The 17,892-nt window shown below is 65.3% G+C and carries 17 protein-coding genes; all 17 read right to left on the bottom strand.

Annotated features, from left to right (window positions below):
• Positions 1-7 precede the first annotated feature (7 nt).
• Positions 8-1,717, bottom strand: a complete 1,710-nt coding sequence (gene fliF / locus ACN9M2_RS05040) for a flagellar basal-body MS-ring/collar protein FliF (protein WP_426287057.1) — start codon at positions 1,715-1,717, stop codon at positions 8-10.
• A 37-nt stretch (positions 1,718-1,754) separates the two neighbouring features.
• A complete protein-coding gene (gene fliE / locus ACN9M2_RS05035; protein WP_426287056.1) occupies positions 1,755-2,084 on the bottom strand; it encodes a flagellar hook-basal body complex protein FliE in 330 nt (109 codons plus the stop codon).
• Between the two features lie 67 nt (positions 2,085-2,151).
• Positions 2,152-3,570, bottom strand: a complete 1,419-nt coding sequence (locus ACN9M2_RS05030; protein ID WP_426287055.1) for a sigma-54 dependent transcriptional regulator — start codon at positions 3,568-3,570, stop codon at positions 2,152-2,154.
• A gap of 285 nt (positions 3,571-3,855) precedes the next feature.
• Positions 3,856-4,437: a PilZ domain-containing protein gene (locus tag ACN9M2_RS05025; protein ID WP_426287054.1), complete on the bottom strand. Its 582-nt coding sequence runs from the start codon at positions 4,435-4,437 to the stop codon at positions 3,856-3,858.
• 29 nt (positions 4,438-4,466) lie between these two features.
• Complete coding sequence (gene fliT / locus ACN9M2_RS05020; RefSeq protein ID WP_426287053.1) at positions 4,467-4,763, bottom strand: flagellar protein FliT; 297 nt, start codon at positions 4,761-4,763, stop codon at positions 4,467-4,469.
• A complete protein-coding gene (gene fliS / locus ACN9M2_RS05015) occupies positions 4,760-5,176 on the bottom strand; it encodes a flagellar export chaperone FliS (RefSeq protein ID WP_426287052.1) in 417 nt (138 codons plus the stop codon). The genes fliT and fliS overlap by 4 nt, the downstream gene beginning before the upstream one ends.
• A 22-nt stretch (positions 5,177-5,198) precedes the next feature.
• Positions 5,199-6,557 carry a flagellar filament capping protein FliD gene (gene fliD / locus ACN9M2_RS05010; protein ID WP_426287051.1) on the bottom strand — a complete coding sequence of 453 codons (1,359 nt, stop codon included), beginning with the start codon at positions 6,555-6,557 and terminating at the stop codon, positions 5,199-5,201.
• Between the two features lie 139 nt (positions 6,558-6,696).
• Positions 6,697-8,139 (bottom strand): flagellin, encoded by a 1,443-nt coding sequence (locus tag ACN9M2_RS05005; protein ID WP_426287050.1) that lies wholly within the window; start codon positions 8,137-8,139, stop codon positions 6,697-6,699.
• A 294-nt stretch (positions 8,140-8,433) separates the two neighbouring features.
• Positions 8,434-9,630 (bottom strand): flagellar hook-associated protein FlgL, encoded by a 1,197-nt coding sequence (gene flgL / locus ACN9M2_RS05000; RefSeq protein ID WP_426287049.1) that lies wholly within the window; start codon positions 9,628-9,630, stop codon positions 8,434-8,436.
• Between the two features lie 5 nt (positions 9,631-9,635).
• Positions 9,636-11,510, bottom strand: a complete 1,875-nt coding sequence (flgK, locus tag ACN9M2_RS04995; protein ID WP_426287048.1) for a flagellar hook-associated protein FlgK — start codon at positions 11,508-11,510, stop codon at positions 9,636-9,638.
• A 37-nt stretch (positions 11,511-11,547) separates the two neighbouring features.
• Entirely contained in the window at positions 11,548-12,549 is a 1,002-nt protein-coding gene (gene flgJ / locus ACN9M2_RS04990) for a flagellar assembly peptidoglycan hydrolase FlgJ (protein WP_426287047.1), read from the bottom strand.
• Between the two features lies 1 nt (position 12,550).
• Positions 12,551-13,651 carry a flagellar basal body P-ring protein FlgI gene (locus ACN9M2_RS04985; RefSeq protein ID WP_426287867.1) on the bottom strand — a complete coding sequence of 367 codons (1,101 nt, stop codon included), beginning with the start codon at positions 13,649-13,651 and terminating at the stop codon, positions 12,551-12,553.
• A 23-nt stretch (positions 13,652-13,674) separates the two neighbouring features.
• Positions 13,675-14,355 carry a flagellar basal body L-ring protein FlgH gene (flgH, locus tag ACN9M2_RS04980; protein WP_426287046.1) on the bottom strand — a complete coding sequence of 227 codons (681 nt, stop codon included), beginning with the start codon at positions 14,353-14,355 and terminating at the stop codon, positions 13,675-13,677.
• An 8-nt stretch (positions 14,356-14,363) separates the two neighbouring features.
• The gene (gene flgG / locus ACN9M2_RS04975; RefSeq protein ID WP_371022166.1) at positions 14,364-15,149 is read right to left on the bottom strand and encodes a flagellar basal-body rod protein FlgG; all 786 of its coding nucleotides are present in this window, start codon (positions 15,147-15,149) and stop codon (positions 14,364-14,366) included.
• A 62-nt stretch (positions 15,150-15,211) separates the two neighbouring features.
• The gene (gene flgF / locus ACN9M2_RS04970) at positions 15,212-15,952 is read right to left on the bottom strand and encodes a flagellar basal-body rod protein FlgF (protein ID WP_426287045.1); all 741 of its coding nucleotides are present in this window, start codon (positions 15,950-15,952) and stop codon (positions 15,212-15,214) included.
• Between the two features lie 38 nt (positions 15,953-15,990).
• Positions 15,991-17,217, bottom strand: coding sequence for a flagellar hook protein FlgE (gene flgE / locus ACN9M2_RS04965; RefSeq protein ID WP_426287044.1), 1,227 nt, complete (start codon positions 17,215-17,217; stop codon positions 15,991-15,993).
• Positions 17,218-17,237: 20 nt separating this feature from the next.
• The gene (locus ACN9M2_RS04960) at positions 17,238-17,888 is read right to left on the bottom strand and encodes a flagellar hook assembly protein FlgD (protein WP_426287043.1); all 651 of its coding nucleotides are present in this window, start codon (positions 17,886-17,888) and stop codon (positions 17,238-17,240) included.
• Positions 17,889-17,892: the final 4 nt, after the last annotated feature.

The following is a 17,892-nucleotide window of genomic DNA, read 5'->3' as shown; positions in this document are numbered from 1 at the left end:
TTTCTGCTCAGCCGCCATCGTCGGATACCCAGCTCTTCACGACTTGCGCCACCTGTTTCGGATTTTCGGCGGCCATGCGCTTGGCAAGGCCCACCTTCTGTTCGTAGGCCAGCAACGCGGGCGAGCCGAGTTGGGCCTGCGACGTGCTGACACGGTCCGGCGTCATGTCGTCGTCATCGACCATCACCGAAACACTCGGCATCGGTCCCGCCAGCGCGACGTTGTTCATCGCCAGCGGAGCGGGCTTCAACAGCCCCTTGAGGATCGGGCGCAGGACGAAGAACCCCACCAGCAGCGCGATCATCACGCCCAGGCCCTGCTTGATCAGGTCGAGCATGCCCGGACGTTCCCAGAAGGGCGCGCTCACCGGCGCTTCTTCCGCGGTGGCGCCATGGAAGGGTTCGTTGATGACGCTGACACTGTCGCCACGCTCGGCACTGAAGCCCACGGCGTTCTTGGTGAGTTCGGTCAGGCGCGACAGTTCCTCCGGCGTGAACGGCACGCTCTTGGTCTTGCCGTCCTTGTCGGGCATCTGCTTGTTGTCGACCACCACGGCCACCGAAAGGCGGGCGACCTTGCCCGCCGGATCGGTGACATGGCTGACCGTGCGGTCCAGTTCGTAGTTGCGCGTGGCGCTCTGCGTCTGCTGCGTTGGCGTCTGCGCGGCCTGAGTGGTGGCCGCCTGCGCGCCGGGTTTGGCGGCACCCGCGGCGGGGTTGGCCGCCGTCGCGTTCGCGCCCGTGTTCGGGGGCTGGTTGCTCAACGCTCCCGGTACGCCGCCGTTGTTCGCCGGCTCGGTGCGCGTGTCGCTGTTGGTCTGCTCGCTGCGCAGCGCCGGATTGTCGTGATTGAAGGTTTCGCTGGCCTTCTCGGTTTGCGAGAAATCGAGATCGGCGAAGACCTGGGCACGTACCTTGCCCGCGCCCACGAGTGGCGTGAGCAGATCCTCGACACGCTGCGTATAGGTGGCTTCGATGCGGTTGGACAGGCGAAGGCGGCTGTCGCCGATGGCCGAGGCGCTGTCCGGATCGCTCACGGTGAGAAGATTGCCACCCTGGTCGATCACCGAGACCTGGCGGGTATCGAGGTCGGGCACGCTGGCGGCGATGAGGTGAACGATGGCGGCCACCTGGCCCTGGTCGAGTTGCCGGCCCGGATACAAGGTAACCACCACCGATGCGCTGGCCGGCTTGTTGTCGCGAATGAACGCCGACGGCTTGGGCAAGGCCAGGTGCACGCGCGCCGCACGCACGGATTGCAGGCCGGCGATCGTATTGGACAAGTCGTTCTCGAGCAGCGACTGGTAGCGCGACCGCTCGGCCATGTCGCTCATGCCGAACGGCGAATCAGCCTGCGGGATGGCGCTGGCGGCGCTGCCCTGTGGCAGCCCCTGGCCAGCGAGCTTGAGACGGACGCCTGCGACATCCGCGGCAGGGACGAAGATCGAGCTGCCGTCCGAACTCAACGTATAGGGCGTGTTGCCTGCCTGCAGCGCCTGGGTGACGGCGGCGGCGTCCTTCTGCTCCAGGCCGCCGTAAAGCAGCCCGTAGTTCGGTGCGCGGGACCACATCACCGCGGCGATGCCGATAGCGACGGCACCCGCGATACCGGCCAGCATGAAGATCTGCCGCGCCGCCGGCGTCTGCGCCAGCGACTTCAGCGAGTCCATGCGTGACGCGTTATTGCTGTCCGTGGTGGCTACGCCGTTATCTGCCATGGTTCGACTCGAATCCTGTCATTGCGCTCATGCCGAATCAGATCGACATGTTCATGATTTCTTTGTAGGCATCGATCATCTTGTTGCGCACTTCGGTCATCGCGCGAAACGAGAGATCGGCCTTCTGCCCCTGGATCATCACCTGGGCGAGATCGACGCCCGGGTCGCCGCGCTCGAATGCCGTCGCCATTTTTCCGGCTTTGTCCTGGCTCTGCGCCACGCCATCGATCGATTGCTTGAGCAAGTCGCCGAACGAACCCTTCGCCGCCGGGGCGGTTTCGCCTACGCCACGCAGAGCGGGCATCTCGGTCTGCGCGCTGATACGGCGCATCTGGAGCAGGAGGCTATTGACGTCGATCGTGGTCATGACGGTTTTCCAACGCGTTATCGGCTTTGCGTCACCCGATGCACGACCTGTGCCAAGCGTTGGATTATCAGCCCGCCTGGACCGTCTCGGACAAACCGTACTTACGCAGCTTCTCGACCAGCGTGGTGCGCTGGACACGGAGCAGCTTGGCGGCGTGGGCGACGACGCCGTTGGCGGAGTTCAACGCCTGGCGGATCAGGCCAATCTCGATGCCGGCAAGGTGATCCTTCAGATCCAGGCCACCCTGGGGCAGGACCGACGGGTCGCCTTCGCCGGCATAGCCGAAGGTCTCGGCGATTTCCGGCCCGGCTTCCATCATCGCGATGAGCGCCGCGCCCGAGACTTCCTCGACCGGCAGGACACCCCGATACTTCTCCGGAAGGTCGGCCGCGCGGACTTCGCCGTGCGGCATGAGGATGGCCATCCGCTCGACCAGGTTGGACAACTCGCGCACGTTGCCCGGCCAGCCGTAGCGGCACAGGGCACCCATGGCGCTCGGCGAGAAGCGGATCGACGACAGCCCGCGATGGACCAGGCGCTGGTTGAATTCGGAAATCAGTGCCGGCAGGTCTTCGAGACGCTGGCGCAGCGGCGGCATCTCCAGCGGGAACACGCTCAGGCGATAGAAGAGGTCCTCGCGGAAACCGCCACGCTCGATGGCATCTTCGAGGTCGCGATGGGTCGCGGCGATGATACGCACGTCGCAACGCTGCGGACGGTTCCCGCCCACCCGTTCGAACACGCGCTCCTGCAACACACGCAGCAGCTTCACCTGCATCGGCAAGCTCATGTCGCCGATCTCGTCCAGGAACAGCGTGCCACCCTCGGCCATCTCGAAACGGCCCTTGCGGGTGCTGATCGCGCCGGTGAAGGCACCCTTCTCGTGGCCGAACAGTTCGCTTTCGAGCAGTTCGGCGGGAATCGCGCCGCAGTTGATCGCGACGAACGGCTTGTCGCGGCGCGGCGAACAGTCGTGGATGGTGCGGGCGACCAGTTCCTTGCCGCTGCCAGACTCACCCAGCACCAGCACGCTGGAATCGAACGGCGCGACCTGGCGGATCAGCGCGTTCACGCGCTGCATCGGCCCGGACTGGCCCACGAAGCGACGGCTGGACGGTATCGGCTCCATGCGCGACTGCAAGGCACGCAGGGCTTCGGACAGGCGCTCGTAACGCAGCGGCATGTCCACCAGTTCCACGTGCTGGCTGCGCACGTCATCGGCGATCAGCGACGTGGCAAGCGGAGAATCCGCCGCGACCAGCAGCGGCAGTTGGCGACCGCCACGGCCGAGCGCGGAAAGGTAGCTTTCCAGTTCGTTCTCGTCGTCCACCATGCCGACATAGGCGCCGCGCCAGTTTTCCGATACTTCGGCCAACTGCATCTGCTTGGCCAGCACCGGGCGGTAGCCGAGGAAGGCCAGCGCGGAAACGATGCTGTCGGCGCGGGCGGTGTCGGATTCGACAACGAGAAAATTGGAAGACTTCACCTGGAGTACCTCGCATGACGTGTGGTCGAAGGTCTGGGAACGGTTCCGCGATGGAATCCCGTCGACCTCGTTGCAAGGTATCAATCAAAGAGCGTGCCAACGTCGGAATTCCGGCGCACGACGGCTGAAATGTACGTGCTACCGCGGCCCTTCCGGTTGTGCGCGAAATCCCTTTCGATGGCCGCCAGGCGAGCCGTAAGGCGCCTGACGTCCATCGTGACGACAGGCGTCACGAATGTGACGCGGGACGCCACGCGACGTTCCGACGTCACGTGACGTAAAAGGTCACATCGCGTCCGGGGCGCCTTCCGCAGGCCTTGCCTGGGCCCGTGCTTCGGCGATCTGTCGCCTGTGCTGGCGGAAAACCAGTCGTTCCAGGCCATCCCGCACGGCTTCGGACAAGCCCTCGAAGCCGATGAATCCCTTGCCATCCAACGGGCCGGCAAGGCGCACGCCGGGCAGTTCCAGTGGCAACGCGCGACACACGTCGAAATGCACCTTGAGCAGGACGGACTGGCCCACAGGGGGCAAGCCATGCCAGGGCAGTACGGCACCGGCCGCGTTGAAACGCAGCGGCATCCGCGGCGGCAAGCCCGACTGGGGAAGCAGGAGCCGGTTCACGATCTCCATCAGGACATTGAGCTTGGCGTCGAGCCGGCCCACTTCCTGTGAAAGCGGGCTGTCGTCCTCGGCGGGATCGCTACGGCGGTCCATGAGCGCCGACACCGCGACCAGGACGCTGGCGTTGCGATCGTTGATGAGGGACAGCGCGGCGGCGTCGGGCCGCTCGACGGCGTCGCAAGTGGCGTGGAATGCCGCGTCCCAGGCGACACGATCGGAGAATGCCTGCCAGTCTTCGCCGCTCATCCGCCCCACCCCCTGCCGAAGATCAACGCTCAGAAGGAACTATACGCGGCCACGGCCCGGCGTACCCGGCGGGAAGCGTCCCACGCGACGGAAACCTCGTCGCGGGCCACGGAAACGAGATCCTTGATGAGGCCGTCGAGCAACATGATGGACTTCAACGACTCCAGTGTTTCCGGCGCGGGACGCATGCTGCCGCCCCTGAGGATCGGCTCGCGCTCGGCCTCCAGTTCCGCCAGCTCATCCCAGCGTCCTTCGCTGGCCGCGGCATGCATGGCCTCGGTCAGGCCGAGGACGCGGTCGAGGTCGCACCAGACGACGTCGGTCACGCTCCCTCTCCGGCAGGCTGACGGGCGTCGACGGGAATCGCGATCCAGCTCTCGCGGATCTGCCCGAGCAGGCGGGTCACCTCGTCCAGCGCATCCGCATCGTCGTGCAGGTTGGCGTGCAAGAGGCGGCGGCTCATGTAGTCGTACAGGCTATCCAGCTGCCCCACCAGCGGTGACTTCACCTCGTGGTTCAGGGCGGACTGCAGCGCACCGACGATTTCGATGGCCTTCGAGATGGCCTCGCCCTTGCCGGCCACATTCCCGGTCACCATGTGGCCGAGGGCGAAACGGATCTTCTCGAGCGCACCGTCCATCAGCATGGTGATGAGGCCGTGCGGATCGGCGGTTTCGATGCCGCCTTGCGTACGGACCTGCTTGTAGGCGCCTGCGCCCTGGGAATATCCGAGTGCCATGAGTCTTTTCCTGGGAAAACCGTCAGCTCTTGCTGGTGGTCAACGCGTCGAACTGCTGCTGGAGGAAGCTGCTGGTATTGCTGAGCTTGGTCATCATCGTGTCGAGCGCCGTGTACTGCTTGGTCAGGCGGTCGGAATAGGCCTTCATCGTGACGTTGAAGTCCGTTTGCTGCTGGGTGAGATCCTTGGCCTTCTTGTTCAGGTTGGCCGTGCGCTGGGTCAGGATGCCGCTGGACGAGGTCCAGCTGGTGATGAGCTTGTCCAGTTTCGGCGCGATGCCGTCGCTGCCACTGAGCAACCCCTGGGTTTCCTTGGGGTTGGTCGCGAGGGCCTTGGTCAGCTTGGTCGAATCGAACTTCAGCGTGCCGTCGATCTGGAACGCCACGCCGAGGTCGCTCAGCGACTTCGGGCCAGCGCCGCTGCCCGTGGACTGCGAGCCGACCAACGAGGTGATCTGGCTCTTGATCGAGGCCAGCGTGGCGTCGCCGATGAGGGCGCCGACCTGCTGGTTGGTCGCGTCGTACTTGGTCAGCGTCTGATAGGTGGAAACGAAGGCGTTGTAGGCGGCGACGAACGAGGTGACGGCCGTGGACACCGCGGAGGGATCGTTGGCGATCGTTACTTTGGCGGGTCCAACCTTGGACAAGGTCAACGTGACGCCGTCGATGGCGTTCGCGACGGTATTCGACGAACTGGTGGCGGGGAGGCCGTCGATCGTGAACTCGGCATCCTGCGCCTTGCCCGTCGCGGAATCCGTCGCCGGATCGAAGTTCAGCTGCGACAGATTGCCGTCGCCGCCACTGGAACTCACGGTGAAGGCATTGGCCGCGCCCGTCGAGGTGGACGTCAGAACAAGGTGTGCGCCATCGGTACCCGTGACGATGCTAGCGCTGACACCCGGGTTGTCCGACGACTTATTGATGGCATCGCGGATGTTCTCCAGCGAATTCGCGCCGGAAGCCACGTTCAGGCTCATCGACTTGGCGCCGATGGCGATCGTGAGCGTGCCGGTGCCTACCAGCGCCTTGCTGGTGGCGAAAGCCGTGGAGGTGGTCTTTTGCGGAGTGGCTAGCTTACTGACGACGATGTTGTACGTGTTCGGCTGGGCATCCGCGTCTGCTGTCGCGGAAAGGATCGTCGGATCGTCGATGGAGGTCTTCTGCGTCGTGAACGCGCTACCGTCCGTGAGTGCCTTCATCGCGTTCTGCAAGCTCGTCAGCGACGAGGTGAAGTTGCCGATCGCGGAAATCTGGGTGGTGTTCGCACTGACCTGGGCAGCCAGGGAGCTGTCCGTCGCGGCGCGCTTGTTGTTCGTCAGGTTGGTGACGATGCTCGCGACATCGATGGAACTGGAGCCGAGGGTGATGGGATTGGTGGCCATGAAGCTCTCCTGGAGGACGCCTCACTGCCCTGGGCGCCAATTTGTCGGCGGCTGGCTCCCTTTCGAGCGCCAACCGCCGACAACTAAGCAATTACCCTGCCAAACCCGGCATCAACCGGGTTTGGCGGTGTGACGCCTGTTACTGGAGCAGCTTCGAGACGATCTGCTGGGCCTGGTTCGCCTGGGCGAGGACCGAGACGCCGGCCTGCTGCAGGATCTGGGCCGAGGACATGTTCGCCGTTTCCTGGGCGAAGTCGGCGTCCGTAATGGCGGACTTCGACGAGGTCAGGTTCTGCGAGATGTTCTGCAGGTTGGAGATCGTCGACTCGAAGCGGTTCTGCACCGCACCGAGGTCCGAACGGAGATCCGAGACCGACTGCAGGGCCGCGTCGATGCGGTTGATCGTCTGGTTGGCGCCGTCGACCGTCTTGACCGAGGAGTTGGCCAGGGTGTCGGTCGTGGAGACCGCCAGCGTACCGGCCGTCAGGCCAGCGTCGGCCGGGGCCGTGCCGCCCACCGTGATCGCCTTCGCCGAAGCGAACTTCACCGCGCCGTCGGAACCGACATAGGCGTTGATGCCCTGACCCGACTTGGCGTTGATCGCGTCGGCCAGGTCCTGCGCCGAGTTGTAGGTGCCGGCGAGGTCAAACGAGGGGTTGTCACCGACCTGCAGGGTGACGGCGCCGGCGGCGAGCGTGACCGGGGTCTTGTCGCCGATGCTGACGCCAGCAGTCGTGGAGGTGGTGCCGAAGATCGACGCATTGGCGCCGGCAATGACCGGAGCCGTCGCGGTGTTGCCCGTGGCCGTGCTGGTGAACTCGATGCGGCCGGTCGTGGCGTTGACCGAAGCCGTGGCCGTGGCGCCGGCGCCCAGCTGCGTGTTGATTTCGGCGGCGACACCGGCGGCGTTCGTCAGGTTCGTGGTCAGGCTGACCGCGGTGCCGTTGACGGTGAAGTTGGCGGGGGTGACCGAGAAGTCGGACGTAGCCAGGGCCTGGCCGGCCGTGGTGACGGCGCCCGAGGCGGCGGTGGCCGTGAACGCCAGCGAGGCGGAACCGGAGGCCAGCTGACCGACCTGGTTGGCCTTCATGCCCTGGTTCAGGCCGACGGTGATCACTTCACCGACGTTGGCACCGACCTGGAAGCTGAGCGAGTTGGCCGAACCGTCGAGGACCTTCATGCCGTTGAAGTTGGTCTGCGTGGCGATGCGGGTGACTTCCGCCAGGCGCTGCTGGACTTCGGCGTCGAGTGCGGCGCGGTCGCTGTCCGAGTTCGAGGCGTTGGTCGACTGGACGGCCAGTTCGCGGATGCGCTGCAGGTTGTTCGTGACTTCGTCCAGCGCCGATTCGGTCGTCTGCGACAGCGAGATACCGTCGTTGGCGTTCTGCACGGCGCGGTTCAGGCCGTTGATCTGCGTGGTGAAGCGGGTGGAGATGGCGAGGCCGGCGGCGTCGTCCTTCGCGCTGTTGATGCGCATACCGGAGGACAGGCGCTCGATGGCCGAGGACAGCTTCGTCTGCGAGGTGCTCAGGTTACGCTGAGCATTCAGCGACATGATGTTGGTGTTGATGGTCAGAGCCATGGGATTGATCCTTTGTAAGCGGAACCGAAATGCCGGAGGTTGTGCGGCGTAGTCCGGCGGGGTTCCGTTAGGGAAGCCTTCCGCCTCAGAGAGGTTTACGGCACGCCGGGAAGAAACTTGAGAACTTTTTCTACCTGTCAACCACTTTCTTGATCAGCACCCGTCAATGACGCCTCGCCGGCCGCTGTCAGGGTTCCTTATCGGCACGTCCGGCCCGGGGTTTAGGCCTCGTTGCAAGAAAAAAGGCGGCCTCTCGGCCGCCTCCAATGCACTGCAAGAGGATTGACGCGTTTCTTATTTGAGGTAGTTGAACAAGCTCAGGTTCTGCATCTTCACGTACGACTGCTGCGCGGCGTCCAGGGCGGATTGCTGCTGGGTGAACTTGCTGATGGCGCTGGCGTAGTCGAGTTCCTGCAGGTCGGAGAGCGTGCTGGCGTACTGCAACTTCACGTCCGCACCGATCTGCGTCTGCTGGTCGAGCGTGTTCATGCGCGCGCCGATCTTCGTGCGCGTATCGAGGAAGCTGGTGGCGGCCTGGTCGAGGTTCTGCAGCTGCGCGTTGATCTGGTTGTTCATCGGCGCGCCGCCGCCGGGTGCCTCGAAGGCGTTGATGATGCCCGCCACGGAGGAGAAGACATCCTGCGACGACGAAGGGCCCACGGCGAAGGTGTCGCCCGTGGCAGGATTGCCCGTGAGGTTGAGCTGCGCGCCCTTGAACGCGATGGTGCCGGTATCGCCCGTGTACGTCCCCGTGGAGATGACCGTATTGGTCGGGTCGTTGACGTCGCGGATCTCGTAGTCGGTGGGCGAAGTGAAGGTGATGCTGTAGCTGCCGCCATCCCACGCGCTCGCGTCGGTCACCGAGGTGGCGCCTACCACGGCCGTGCCGGTATTGGCGGCGCCCGCGCTGGTGACGAAGGTGCCGTTGCCACCGCGGATCGACATGAAGACGTCGGCGCCGCTGTCGCCGGTGGCGACCTGCAGGCCGGCCGCCGCGGCGACCATGCGCTGGCTCTGGTCGCCGCCATAGTTGACGCTCAGGCCGTCGATGGTGAAAGGCTGGGTCGTGGTGCGGCTACCCGCGAAAATGTACTCGCCCTGCCCGTCCTTGGTGTTACCCAGTGCGACGAGTTGTTGAAGCGTCTGGCGCAGCTCCGTCGCGATCGATTGCCTCGATTCGTCGGTCTGCGTGCCGTTCATGCCTTCCAGCGTGAGCGAGCGGATGCGGTCGAGAATGTCGCCCGCCGAGGAAAGCGCCTGCTCTTCGACGGAGAGCCGGGTGGTGGCCGACTGGATGTTGCGCGTGTACTGATCGTTCTGCGCGCTGGCCGAATTGGTGTCGACGGCGCGAGCGGCTGCCGCGGGATTGTCGGCGGGCGTCTGGATCGCCTTGCCGTTGCCCAGCGCGAGCTGCGTCTGCGACATCTGGTATTGCCTGTCGAGCATCGAGTCGACGGCTTGCTGCTGGCCCCAGGAAGTGGAAATACGCATGATCGTCAGCCCCGCACGGCGGTCATAAGGGAATCGAAGATGGTGTTCGCCGCGTTGATCACCTGCGCGGATGCCGCATACGCTTGCTGGAACCGCAGGAGGTTGGCCGCTTCTTCGTCCATGTTCACTCCGGAAAGGCTCTGCTGCGATGCCATGGCCTGGTCGAGGATGCTCTGCTGGGCGTTGAGCGCGGTGTTCGCCTGAGCGCCCGCCGTGCCCACCTGGGCGATCAGCTGGCTATAGGACTTGCCCACCGTGGTGACGCCATTGTCGAGGACACCCTTGTTCGCCACGTTCGCGAGCGCGAGCGCATTGCCGTTGTCGCCGCTGGCCGAACCCGCCGGCTTCACGGTGAACGTATCGTTAGCGGCCGGGACACCGGAAAGCTTGAGCGTCCACCCGTTGCCGGTGATCGTGTCGCCATCCGCATAGGTTTGCGGAGCCCCGCCATTGACGGTGTACGTGGTCGGCGAGGTGAAGACGATGTTGGCCGGGGTGTTGAACGCCGGATCGGCGACATTGGTGACGGTGAGGGCGCCCAGGGTGGCCTTGCCGGTGTTGCCGGCGGCCTTGGTGGCGGCCAGGGGCCCCGACGCCGCGATCTTGTTGGTGTCGCTGATCGCCACGTTCATGGTGGAGGCGGCATTGCGCGTCGGCTGGATCTGGAAGCTGTCGCCGGCCTGAGGCGTGCCGCCTGGCACCGAGATCGCCAGCCCATCGATGAGGATGGGGTCCCCCGCGGCACCCGTACCCGTCGAAGGCACGGTGACGCCGGCCGTCGTCGTCACCGACCAACTGGTTCCGTTGTAACGCACGATGTAGTCGGCGCTGCCGAGCTTGCCCACGTCGGTCACGGTCGCCGTGACCTGGGCGTTCCCCGTATTGGCCGTGTTGTTGAACACCGCGGGATCGCCGATCGTGAAGAAGTCCCCGCCCGCATCGCCGTTGAGGTCGATGCCTTGCGCATGCTGCTTGTTGAACGCGTCGGTGAGGGCGATGGCCGACCGGCCGAGCTGGTTGCGCGCCGGATCGAGCACGTTGGTGCGAAAATCGAAGGTGGCGCCCAGCGAACCGGAGCCCAGCTGGCCGCTGATGATGGAACCGCCCGGCCCGACCACTTCCATGCGCGAGGAATCGTAGGGATTGGCGGCGGTGCTCAGCTTGGTCGCATCAGTGCCATTGACCAGGGGTTGGCCATTGCCCACCGACACCGTGACCATGTGATCGCTGCCCTGGGTGACGTTCACGCCCACCACCTGCGACAGCTGCGAGATCGCCTGGTCACGCGCGTCGAGCAGGTCGTTGGGCGCGGCGCCACCCGCATAGGCTTTCTGGATCTGTCCGTTGAGGTCGGCGATGCTCTGCGCCAGGCTGTTGATGCTGTCGACCGAGTTGCTGATTTCCTGGTTGGTCTGTTGGTCGATCTGCTGGAACTGCGACGACAGCGAGCGGAACGTGGAAACGAGGGTGCTCGCCTTGCCGATCAAGGCCTGGCGGCTCGCGGTGTCGACCGGCGCGTTGGCGAGGTCGCTCACGGCGCCGAAGAAGCCGTCGAGGGCGGTCTGCAGATTGGCCGAGCCACTGACCGCGTTATTCACCGAGGCGGTCAGGCTGGCGTACTGCGTGGCACGGCTCTGCCCGGAGTTCGCCGACCACACCGACTGGGTGAGGAACTGGCTGTAGGCGCGCTGGACGCTGACCGCATCGGCACCCTGCCCCACGTAATACCCGCCGTTGTACTGCGGAGCGCGAGCATTGAACGACGTCGTCTGCCGCGTATACCCGGCCGTATTGACGTTACTGATGTTGTGGCCGACGGTGGACAGGCCGACTTGCGAGGCAAGCAGCCCGGAGACGCCGGTGGAGAGCAGGTCGGCCATCGTTGTTATTCCTTGTGATCTTTCATGGGCCCGTGTCTTACAGGTCCGCCGCGATGTGCTTCAGCGCGGCAAGCGCCTGCTTCATCACCGGACCGTTGGCGATATCGGTGAGCTTCTGCGCATAGCTGGGATCGGTGGCGTAACCGCCCTTGACGAGGGCATGCGCGAAACCGGCCACATCGTCGCCACGACCCACGGCCGATGCATAGCGCGGACTGTTGGCAACCAGGTCGGCATAGTCCTTGAACGAGTCGGACGGCGAGTCGTAGGCGCGAAAACTGTCCTTGCGGCGCACGGCCACGCCGTCCTCGTACTCGAGCGTCGGCACGTTCACTCGCTTGCCATCCCAGCTACTGCCCGCCTTGATGCCGAACATGTTGAAGCTGGTGGTACCACCCTGTGCCGGCAGATGCTTTCCCCAGCCGGTTTCCAGCGCGGCTTGTGCCAGCAGCGCGCGCACGGACACACCAAGCTTCTTCGCCGCCTCGATGGCATGCGGCGCAAGCTTCTGCACGAAGTCTTCCGGACCGGAGATGGACAGCTTGCCGACCGCGTCCGCCACCGCGTTCGCGCCATCGCCCACGGCCTTTCCGGCGCGGCCGAGCATGCGCTCGAGCGAGTCCATGAGCCCGCTGTCCTGGTCGGACGGCGACGAGACGGCGGCGGCGGTGCTGGCGTCGCCGGTGACACCGGCGAACAGGTCGTCTGACGAACCGGCCTTCGACGTGCCGCCGCCCAGCTGGCGGATAAGCATGTCGGCGATGCCGATACCCTTGCCCTGCGACAGGGTGAGCGACAACTGATGATCGAACATGTCTCGATAGGCGTCGGCCGCCTGCGAGCCCATGATGTCGTCGCCCATCGCGGCACTGGCGTCGCGCATCGACTTCAGCATCATCTGGGTGAAGATGGACTCGAACTGCTTGGCGACGGTCGGCAGGGCCGCCTTGGAATCCTTTTGCGCGGCCGACCGTAGTCCGGCGAACGCGGACATGTCCGTGTAGGTGCCGAGCCTCTGGGTGTCGACGGCGGCGGCCATGTCAGATCACCACCAGTTCCGCGTGCAGCGCGCCGGACTGTTTCAGCGCCTGCAGGATCGAAATGAGGTCGCTCGGCGACGCGCCCACCTGGTTCACGGCACGCACGATGGCATCCAGGCTGGTGCCCGGGCCGAACTTGAACATGTGGCCGCCTTCCTCGCTCACGGCAACCTGGCTGCTGGGCACCACGGCGGTCTGGCCGCGGCTGAACGGGCCGGGCTGGCTGACCTGCGGTTGCTCGCTGATGGTGACCTGGATGGAACCGTGCGCGACCGCGGCCGCGCCCACCTTCACGTCGGAACCGATCACGACCGTGCCGGTACGCGAGTTGACGATGATCCGCGCCGGAGCGTCGCCCGGGGTGACTTCCAGGGCCTGGATAGTGGACAGCCACGACACGCGTTGCGAAGGGTCCAGCGGCGCGCGCACGGCGACCGAAGCCGAATCGATGGCGTTGGCCGTGCCTGCGCCGAAGCTCTGGTTCACCGCCTGGGCGATGCGGGAGGCCGTCGTGAAGTCGGCCGTGTTGAGGTTGAGCATGAGGTCGCCGCCCTTGTCGAAGGACGAGGCGACACTGCGCTCGATACTGGCGCCACCGGGAATACGGCCGCTGGCGGAGATATTCACCTGCACGCTGGAACCGCTCTTGCCTTGGGCGCTGACGCCGCCCACGACGACGCTGCCCTGGGCGATGGCATACACCTGGCCGTCCGCACCCTTCAGCGGTGACATCAGCAGTTCACCACCGCGAATGCTCTTGGCGTTGCCGATCGAGGCCACCGTCACGTCGATGCGCTGGCCGGGCTTGGCGAACGGCGGCAGTTCGGCCGTGATCGTCACCGCCGCGGCGTTCTTCAGCTGCGGACGGACATTGGACGGTACGTTGACGCCGAACTGCTGCAGCATGTTCTCCAGGCTCTGCGTCGTGAACGGCGCCTGGCTGGTCTGGTCGCCACTGCCGTCGAGGCCGACGACCAGCCCGTAGCCGATCAACTGGTTGCTGCGCACGCCGCCCACCTGCACCAGGTCGCGGATGCGATCGGCCTGCACGGGCACCACGATCCCCAGGGCCAGCACGGCGGCGGCGCTGCGAACGAGCATGCGGATGCGCTGCGTGGTCTTCATCAGAACGGCATCCACTTCGAATCGAAGAAGCGTGACAACCAGCCGCGCGTGTTCGCGTCGGCCAGCGTGCCCTTGCCCACGTACTCGATGCGCGCGTCGGCGACGCGGCTGGACGCGACGATGTTGTCGTTGCCGATGTCCTGCGGACGGACGATGCCGGAGATGCGCACCAGTTCCTCGCCCTGGTTGATCGTCAGCCACTTCTCGCCACGTACCACCAAGGCGCCGTTGGACAGGCGTTGCGCCACCGTGACGGTGATCTCGCCGGTAAGCTGGTTGCTCTGCTCGCTGGAGCCGTCGCCGGCGAACGCGTTGCTGCTGGACAAGGAGCTGTCGGCGGTCTTGCCACCGATCCGCAGGCCCTGGCCGAGCAGGGTCGGCGACGAGATGGTGTTGCCGTTCTTCTTGTTCGTGCTGGTCGCGGCCTTCTTGCTGGCCTGCGTGGACTCGACCAGGGTGATGGTCAGGATATCGCCGATGCGATGCGCGCGCGGGTCGGCGAACAATTCCATCGACTGCTGGTCGGCGTAGATGGAACCGGTGGCCTGCGGCTGCGCAGCCGGTTCGACGGGAAGCGTCGCTGTGTACATCGGCTTGGGCGTGGGCGGGACGATGGCGCAGCCACCGAGCGCTGCGAACGGCAGCGCGGCGACGAGAAGGCGGACGAGGGAACGATTCATGACGTTTCTCAGGTCTTGTTGGAGATGAACTGGAGCATCTGGTCGGCCGCGGAGATCGCCTTCGAGTTCATTTCGTAGGCGCGCTGCGTCTCGATCATGTTCACCATTTCCTCGACCACGTTGACGTTCGAGGTTTCCAGGGAGTTCTGTTCGATGGTGCCCAGGCCGTTGAGGCCTGCGGTACCGGTCTGCGGCGCGCCACTGGCGGCCGTTTCCAGGTAGAGGTTGTCGCCGCGCGGTTCGAGGCCCGCCGGGTTGACGAAATCGGCGAGCTGGATCGTGCCGATCTGCTGTGAAGCCGCACTGGCGGCGGTCGTCACGCTGACCGTGCCGTCGGTACCGATGCTGATGGTCTTCGCGTTGGCGGGAATTGTGATCGCGGGCTCGAGCGGATAGCCGTCGTTGGTGACGATCTGGCCGTCCTGATCCTGCTTCAGGCCGCCGTCGCGCGTATAGCCGACGGTGCCATCGGGCAGGGTCACCTGCAGGAAGCCACGGCCTTCGATGCGCATGTCCAGCGGATTGTCGGACTGCTGCACGCCACCCTGCTCGAACATCTTCTGCGTGCCGACCACGCGCACGCCCGTACCGAGCATGAAGCCGGTGGGAGACTGCGTCTGTTCGGTCGTCTGTGCACCGGCCTGGCCGCGGTTCTGGTAGGACAGGTCCTCGAACTCGGCACGCGAACGCTTGAACGCGGTGGTGTTGGTATTGGCCAGGTTGTTCGATACGACATCCATGCGCGTCTGCTGCGCATCGAGGCCGGTCTTGGCGATCCAGAGGGACGTGAACATCGTTGACTCCTGCGCGCGGGCGCTTTACATGCCGGCGACGGTTTTGCGTCGCCCGACGGTGGTTACCCCACCTGTAGCAATTTCGATGCCGACTGTGCGTTGTCGTCGGCGGTCTTGATCGAACGGACCTGCATTTCGAACTCGCGGGACAGCGAGATCATCTTCACCAGCACGTCGGAAGGATTGACGTTGCTCGACTCCAGCGCGCCGGCATCGACGCGCACGTTGGCGTCGGCGGGCGCCTGGGTACCGTCCTTCATGTGCATGAGGCCGTCGCTGGCGTACGCCAGCTGGTCGTTACCCGGGTTGACCAGCTTGATCCGGTCGGTGGTGGCGACCGTGGCCGGGGTTTCGCCGAGGGGCACGACCGAGATCGTGCCGTCGGAGCCGATCTTCACGCTGGACGCCTGCGGGATCGTGATCGGGCCACCGCCGCCGAGCACGGCGTTGCCCCGCATGTCCGTCAACAAACCGTCGGCATCGATGCGCAGGTTTCCGGCACGGGTGTAGCCTTCCGTGCCGTCCGGGGTCTGCACCGCGATCCAGCCGTCGCCCCGCACCGAGATGTCGAGGTCGTTGCCCGTCTGCATCTGGTTGCCGGCGGTCATGTCCCAACCGGTGCCCTGGGCCACGCCGTTGACCCGCGTCTGCAGGCCATCGCCCTGCACGGGCAGGCTCTGGAAGGCCGACAGTTCCGCCTTGAATCCGGCAGTGTTGGCGTTCGCCAGGTTGTGTGCCACCTCGGCCTGCGCACGCATGATCTGCGTGGCGCCGGTCATCGCGACATATACGGAGCGGTCCATGGCGAAGTCCTCGGGAGAGCCGTCGGGCGCGGGCGCGCTTAGTTGCGGATGTTGATGATGGTCTGGGTCAGCTTGTCGTCGGTCGAGATGACCTGCGCGTTCGCCTGGTAGTTGCGCTGCGCCTTGATCATGTTGACCAGCTGGGCGGTCAGGTCGGCGGTGTTCGACGATTCGAGCGAACCGGCCTGGATGGTGCCGACATCGCCGGAGTTGGCGACGCCACGGATCGGCTGGCCCGACTCCGACGACGGCACCCAGTTGGTGTCGTTGAGCTGGCGGAGGCCCTGGTTGTTGGCAAAGGTGGCGATCGCCAGCTGGCCCAGCGGCGTGGAGACGCCATTGGAATAGATGGCCGAGACGGTACCGTCCTTCGCCACGTCGATCTTCGAGAACGTGCCGGCCGCGTACCCGTCGTTGGCCACCGCCGTGGTGGCGAAGGTATTGCCGAACTGGGTGACCTTGTTCATGTCGATGGAGAGGTTCATCGGTGCGGCGCCCGGGTTCGGCGACACCGCGCCGAAGACCAGCTTGCCGCCATTGGTCGGCACCAGCGCGCCGCCCGAATTGAACGCCACCTGCTGCGACGTGCCGACCTGCGTGCCGTCCACCGTCATGCTCACGTTCCACGTGTTCGCGGCGGTCGCGTCCTTCACGTAGTACAGGTTGACCGTATGCGAGGCGCCGAGCGAGTCGTAGGCCTGGAAGGTCGACAGGTTGTTGTAGGTCTTGTCGTTCGTCGGATCGAACGCGCCGCCGGTCGGCGCCGTGGCATTGGACGGCAGGTTCGCCGTGATGCCGATGGCGGAGCTGGCCTTGGCAGGGCTGGAGCCGTTGGTGATCTTCAGGTCGGCGAGGCTGCTGATGTCGAAGCCGCCCGTGGCGGTCGGGGGATAGGCCTGCACGAACTGGCCCGTGGCATTGACGATGTTGCCGTTCTCGTCCGGGTGGAAGTTGCCCGCGCGCGAGTACGAATAGCCCGCGCCGTCGCGAAGCGTGAAGAAGCCCGCGCCGCTGAGAGCGAAATCGTAGGAGTTGCCGGTCTGCGTGACGTTGCCGTCGCCGAACTGCTGGGCGATGTTGGTCAGGCGCACGCCGCTGCCTGCGGCCGTGGCCGAGAGGTTCTCGCCGGCCACCGAATAGACCTGCGAGAACTCGGCGCGCGAGCCCTTGAAGCCGACCGTGTTCACGTTGGCGATGTTGTTGGCGGTGACTTCCAGGTCGGAAGACGCCGCGTTGATGCCGCTGAGGGCGATGTCGAATGGCATGGTGGGTTTCCTCGCTGGAATTACAGGATTTGTGCGATCTGGCTGAGCAGGGCACCGCCGTAGCCGGCCACCTGCACGTAGGTTCCGTCGGTACCCGAGGCACCGACGCCTTCCACCTTGCCGCGAACGAAGGTATCGATCGCGGTCCCGCCGGAAGTAGCGGATATCTTGTAGACGCCGTCGTCCAGCTGCGTGCCGTCGTCGGACTTGCCGTCCCACGTGAATGGGACGAGGCCGGCGTCGGGCTGGCCCAGCGATATCGTGCGGACGATGTTTCCCGACGAATCCTTGACCTGCACGTTCACGTAGGTGCCCGACGTGCCGACGTTCACGGCGCCGTTGAAGCTGCCATCGGTGAGCTTGCCGGCCGTGGACGGCACCAGCACCTCCTGGCCCACCAGTGCGGCGGCGCGGACGAACTGGTCGCCGCTGAGGTTCGTGGCCAGCGAGTCGAACGACTGCTGCAGTTCCTGGGTGGCGGCCACCTGCGAGAACTGCGCCATCTGGGCCACCATCTGGGTGGAATCCATCGGCTTGGTCGGGTCCTGGTTGGTCATCTGGGTGACCATCAGCTTGAGGAAATCCGACTGGCTCAGCGTCTGCTGCTGAAGCTGGCCAGAAGACGACTGGGCGGTGGATGTTGAGCTGCCGTTGACGGTATCGACTGCCATGGGA

This window comes from Luteibacter sp. E-22 (assembly GCF_049913125.1).
Lineage (GTDB): Bacteria > Pseudomonadota > Gammaproteobacteria > Xanthomonadales > Rhodanobacteraceae > Luteibacter.
Note: the sequence above shows the minus strand (reverse complement) of the source record. Positions and strands in the feature narration are given on the sequence as shown.

What these genes read in the sequence shown, in the direction of transcription:
- fliS (WP_426287052.1), bottom strand. Translation starts at nt 5,176, where the DNA reads ATGGCACTCGGATATTCCCAGGGCGCAGGCGCCTACAAGCAGGTCCGT.
- ACN9M2_RS04960 (WP_426287043.1), bottom strand. Translation starts at nt 17,888, where the DNA reads ATGGCAGTCGATACCGTCAACGGCAGCTCAACATCCACCGCCCAGTCG.
- fliD (WP_426287051.1), bottom strand. Translation starts at nt 6,557, where the DNA reads ATGGCCACCAATCCCATCACCCTCGGCTCCAGTTCCATCGATGTCGCG.
- flgF (WP_426287045.1), bottom strand. Translation starts at nt 15,952, where the DNA reads ATGGACCGCTCCGTATATGTCGCGATGACCGGCGCCACGCAGATCATG.
- ACN9M2_RS05005 (WP_426287050.1), bottom strand. Translation starts at nt 8,139, where the DNA reads ATGGCTCTGACCATCAACACCAACATCATGTCGCTGAATGCTCAGCGT.
- flgJ (WP_426287047.1), bottom strand. Translation starts at nt 12,549, where the DNA reads ATGGCCGCCGCCGTCGACACCCAGAGGCTCGGCACCTACACGGACATG.
- flgH (WP_426287046.1), bottom strand. Translation starts at nt 14,355, where the DNA reads ATGAATCGTTCCCTCGTCCGCCTTCTCGTCGCCGCGCTGCCGTTCGCA.
- flgG (WP_371022166.1), bottom strand. Translation starts at nt 15,149, where the DNA reads ATGTTCACGTCCCTCTGGATCGCCAAGACCGGCCTCGATGCGCAGCAG.
- ACN9M2_RS05025 (WP_426287054.1), bottom strand. Translation starts at nt 4,437, where the DNA reads ATGAGCGGCGAAGACTGGCAGGCATTCTCCGATCGTGTCGCCTGGGAC.
- fliE (WP_426287056.1), bottom strand. Translation starts at nt 2,084, where the DNA reads ATGACCACGATCGACGTCAATAGCCTCCTGCTCCAGATGCGCCGTATC.
- flgK (WP_426287048.1), bottom strand. Translation starts at nt 11,510, where the DNA reads ATGGCCGACCTGCTCTCCACCGGCGTCTCCGGGCTGCTTGCCTCGCAA.
- ACN9M2_RS04985 (WP_426287867.1), bottom strand. Translation starts at nt 13,651, where the DNA reads ATGCTCGTTCGCAGCGCCGCCGCCGTGCTGGCCCTGGGGATCGTGGTG.
- flgL (WP_426287049.1), bottom strand. Translation starts at nt 9,630, where the DNA reads ATGCGTATTTCCACTTCCTGGGGCCAGCAGCAAGCCGTCGACTCGATG.
- flgE (WP_426287044.1), bottom strand. Translation starts at nt 17,217, where the DNA reads ATGCCATTCGACATCGCCCTCAGCGGCATCAACGCGGCGTCTTCCGAC.
- fliF (WP_426287057.1), bottom strand. Translation starts at nt 1,717, where the DNA reads ATGGCAGATAACGGCGTAGCCACCACGGACAGCAATAACGCGTCACGC.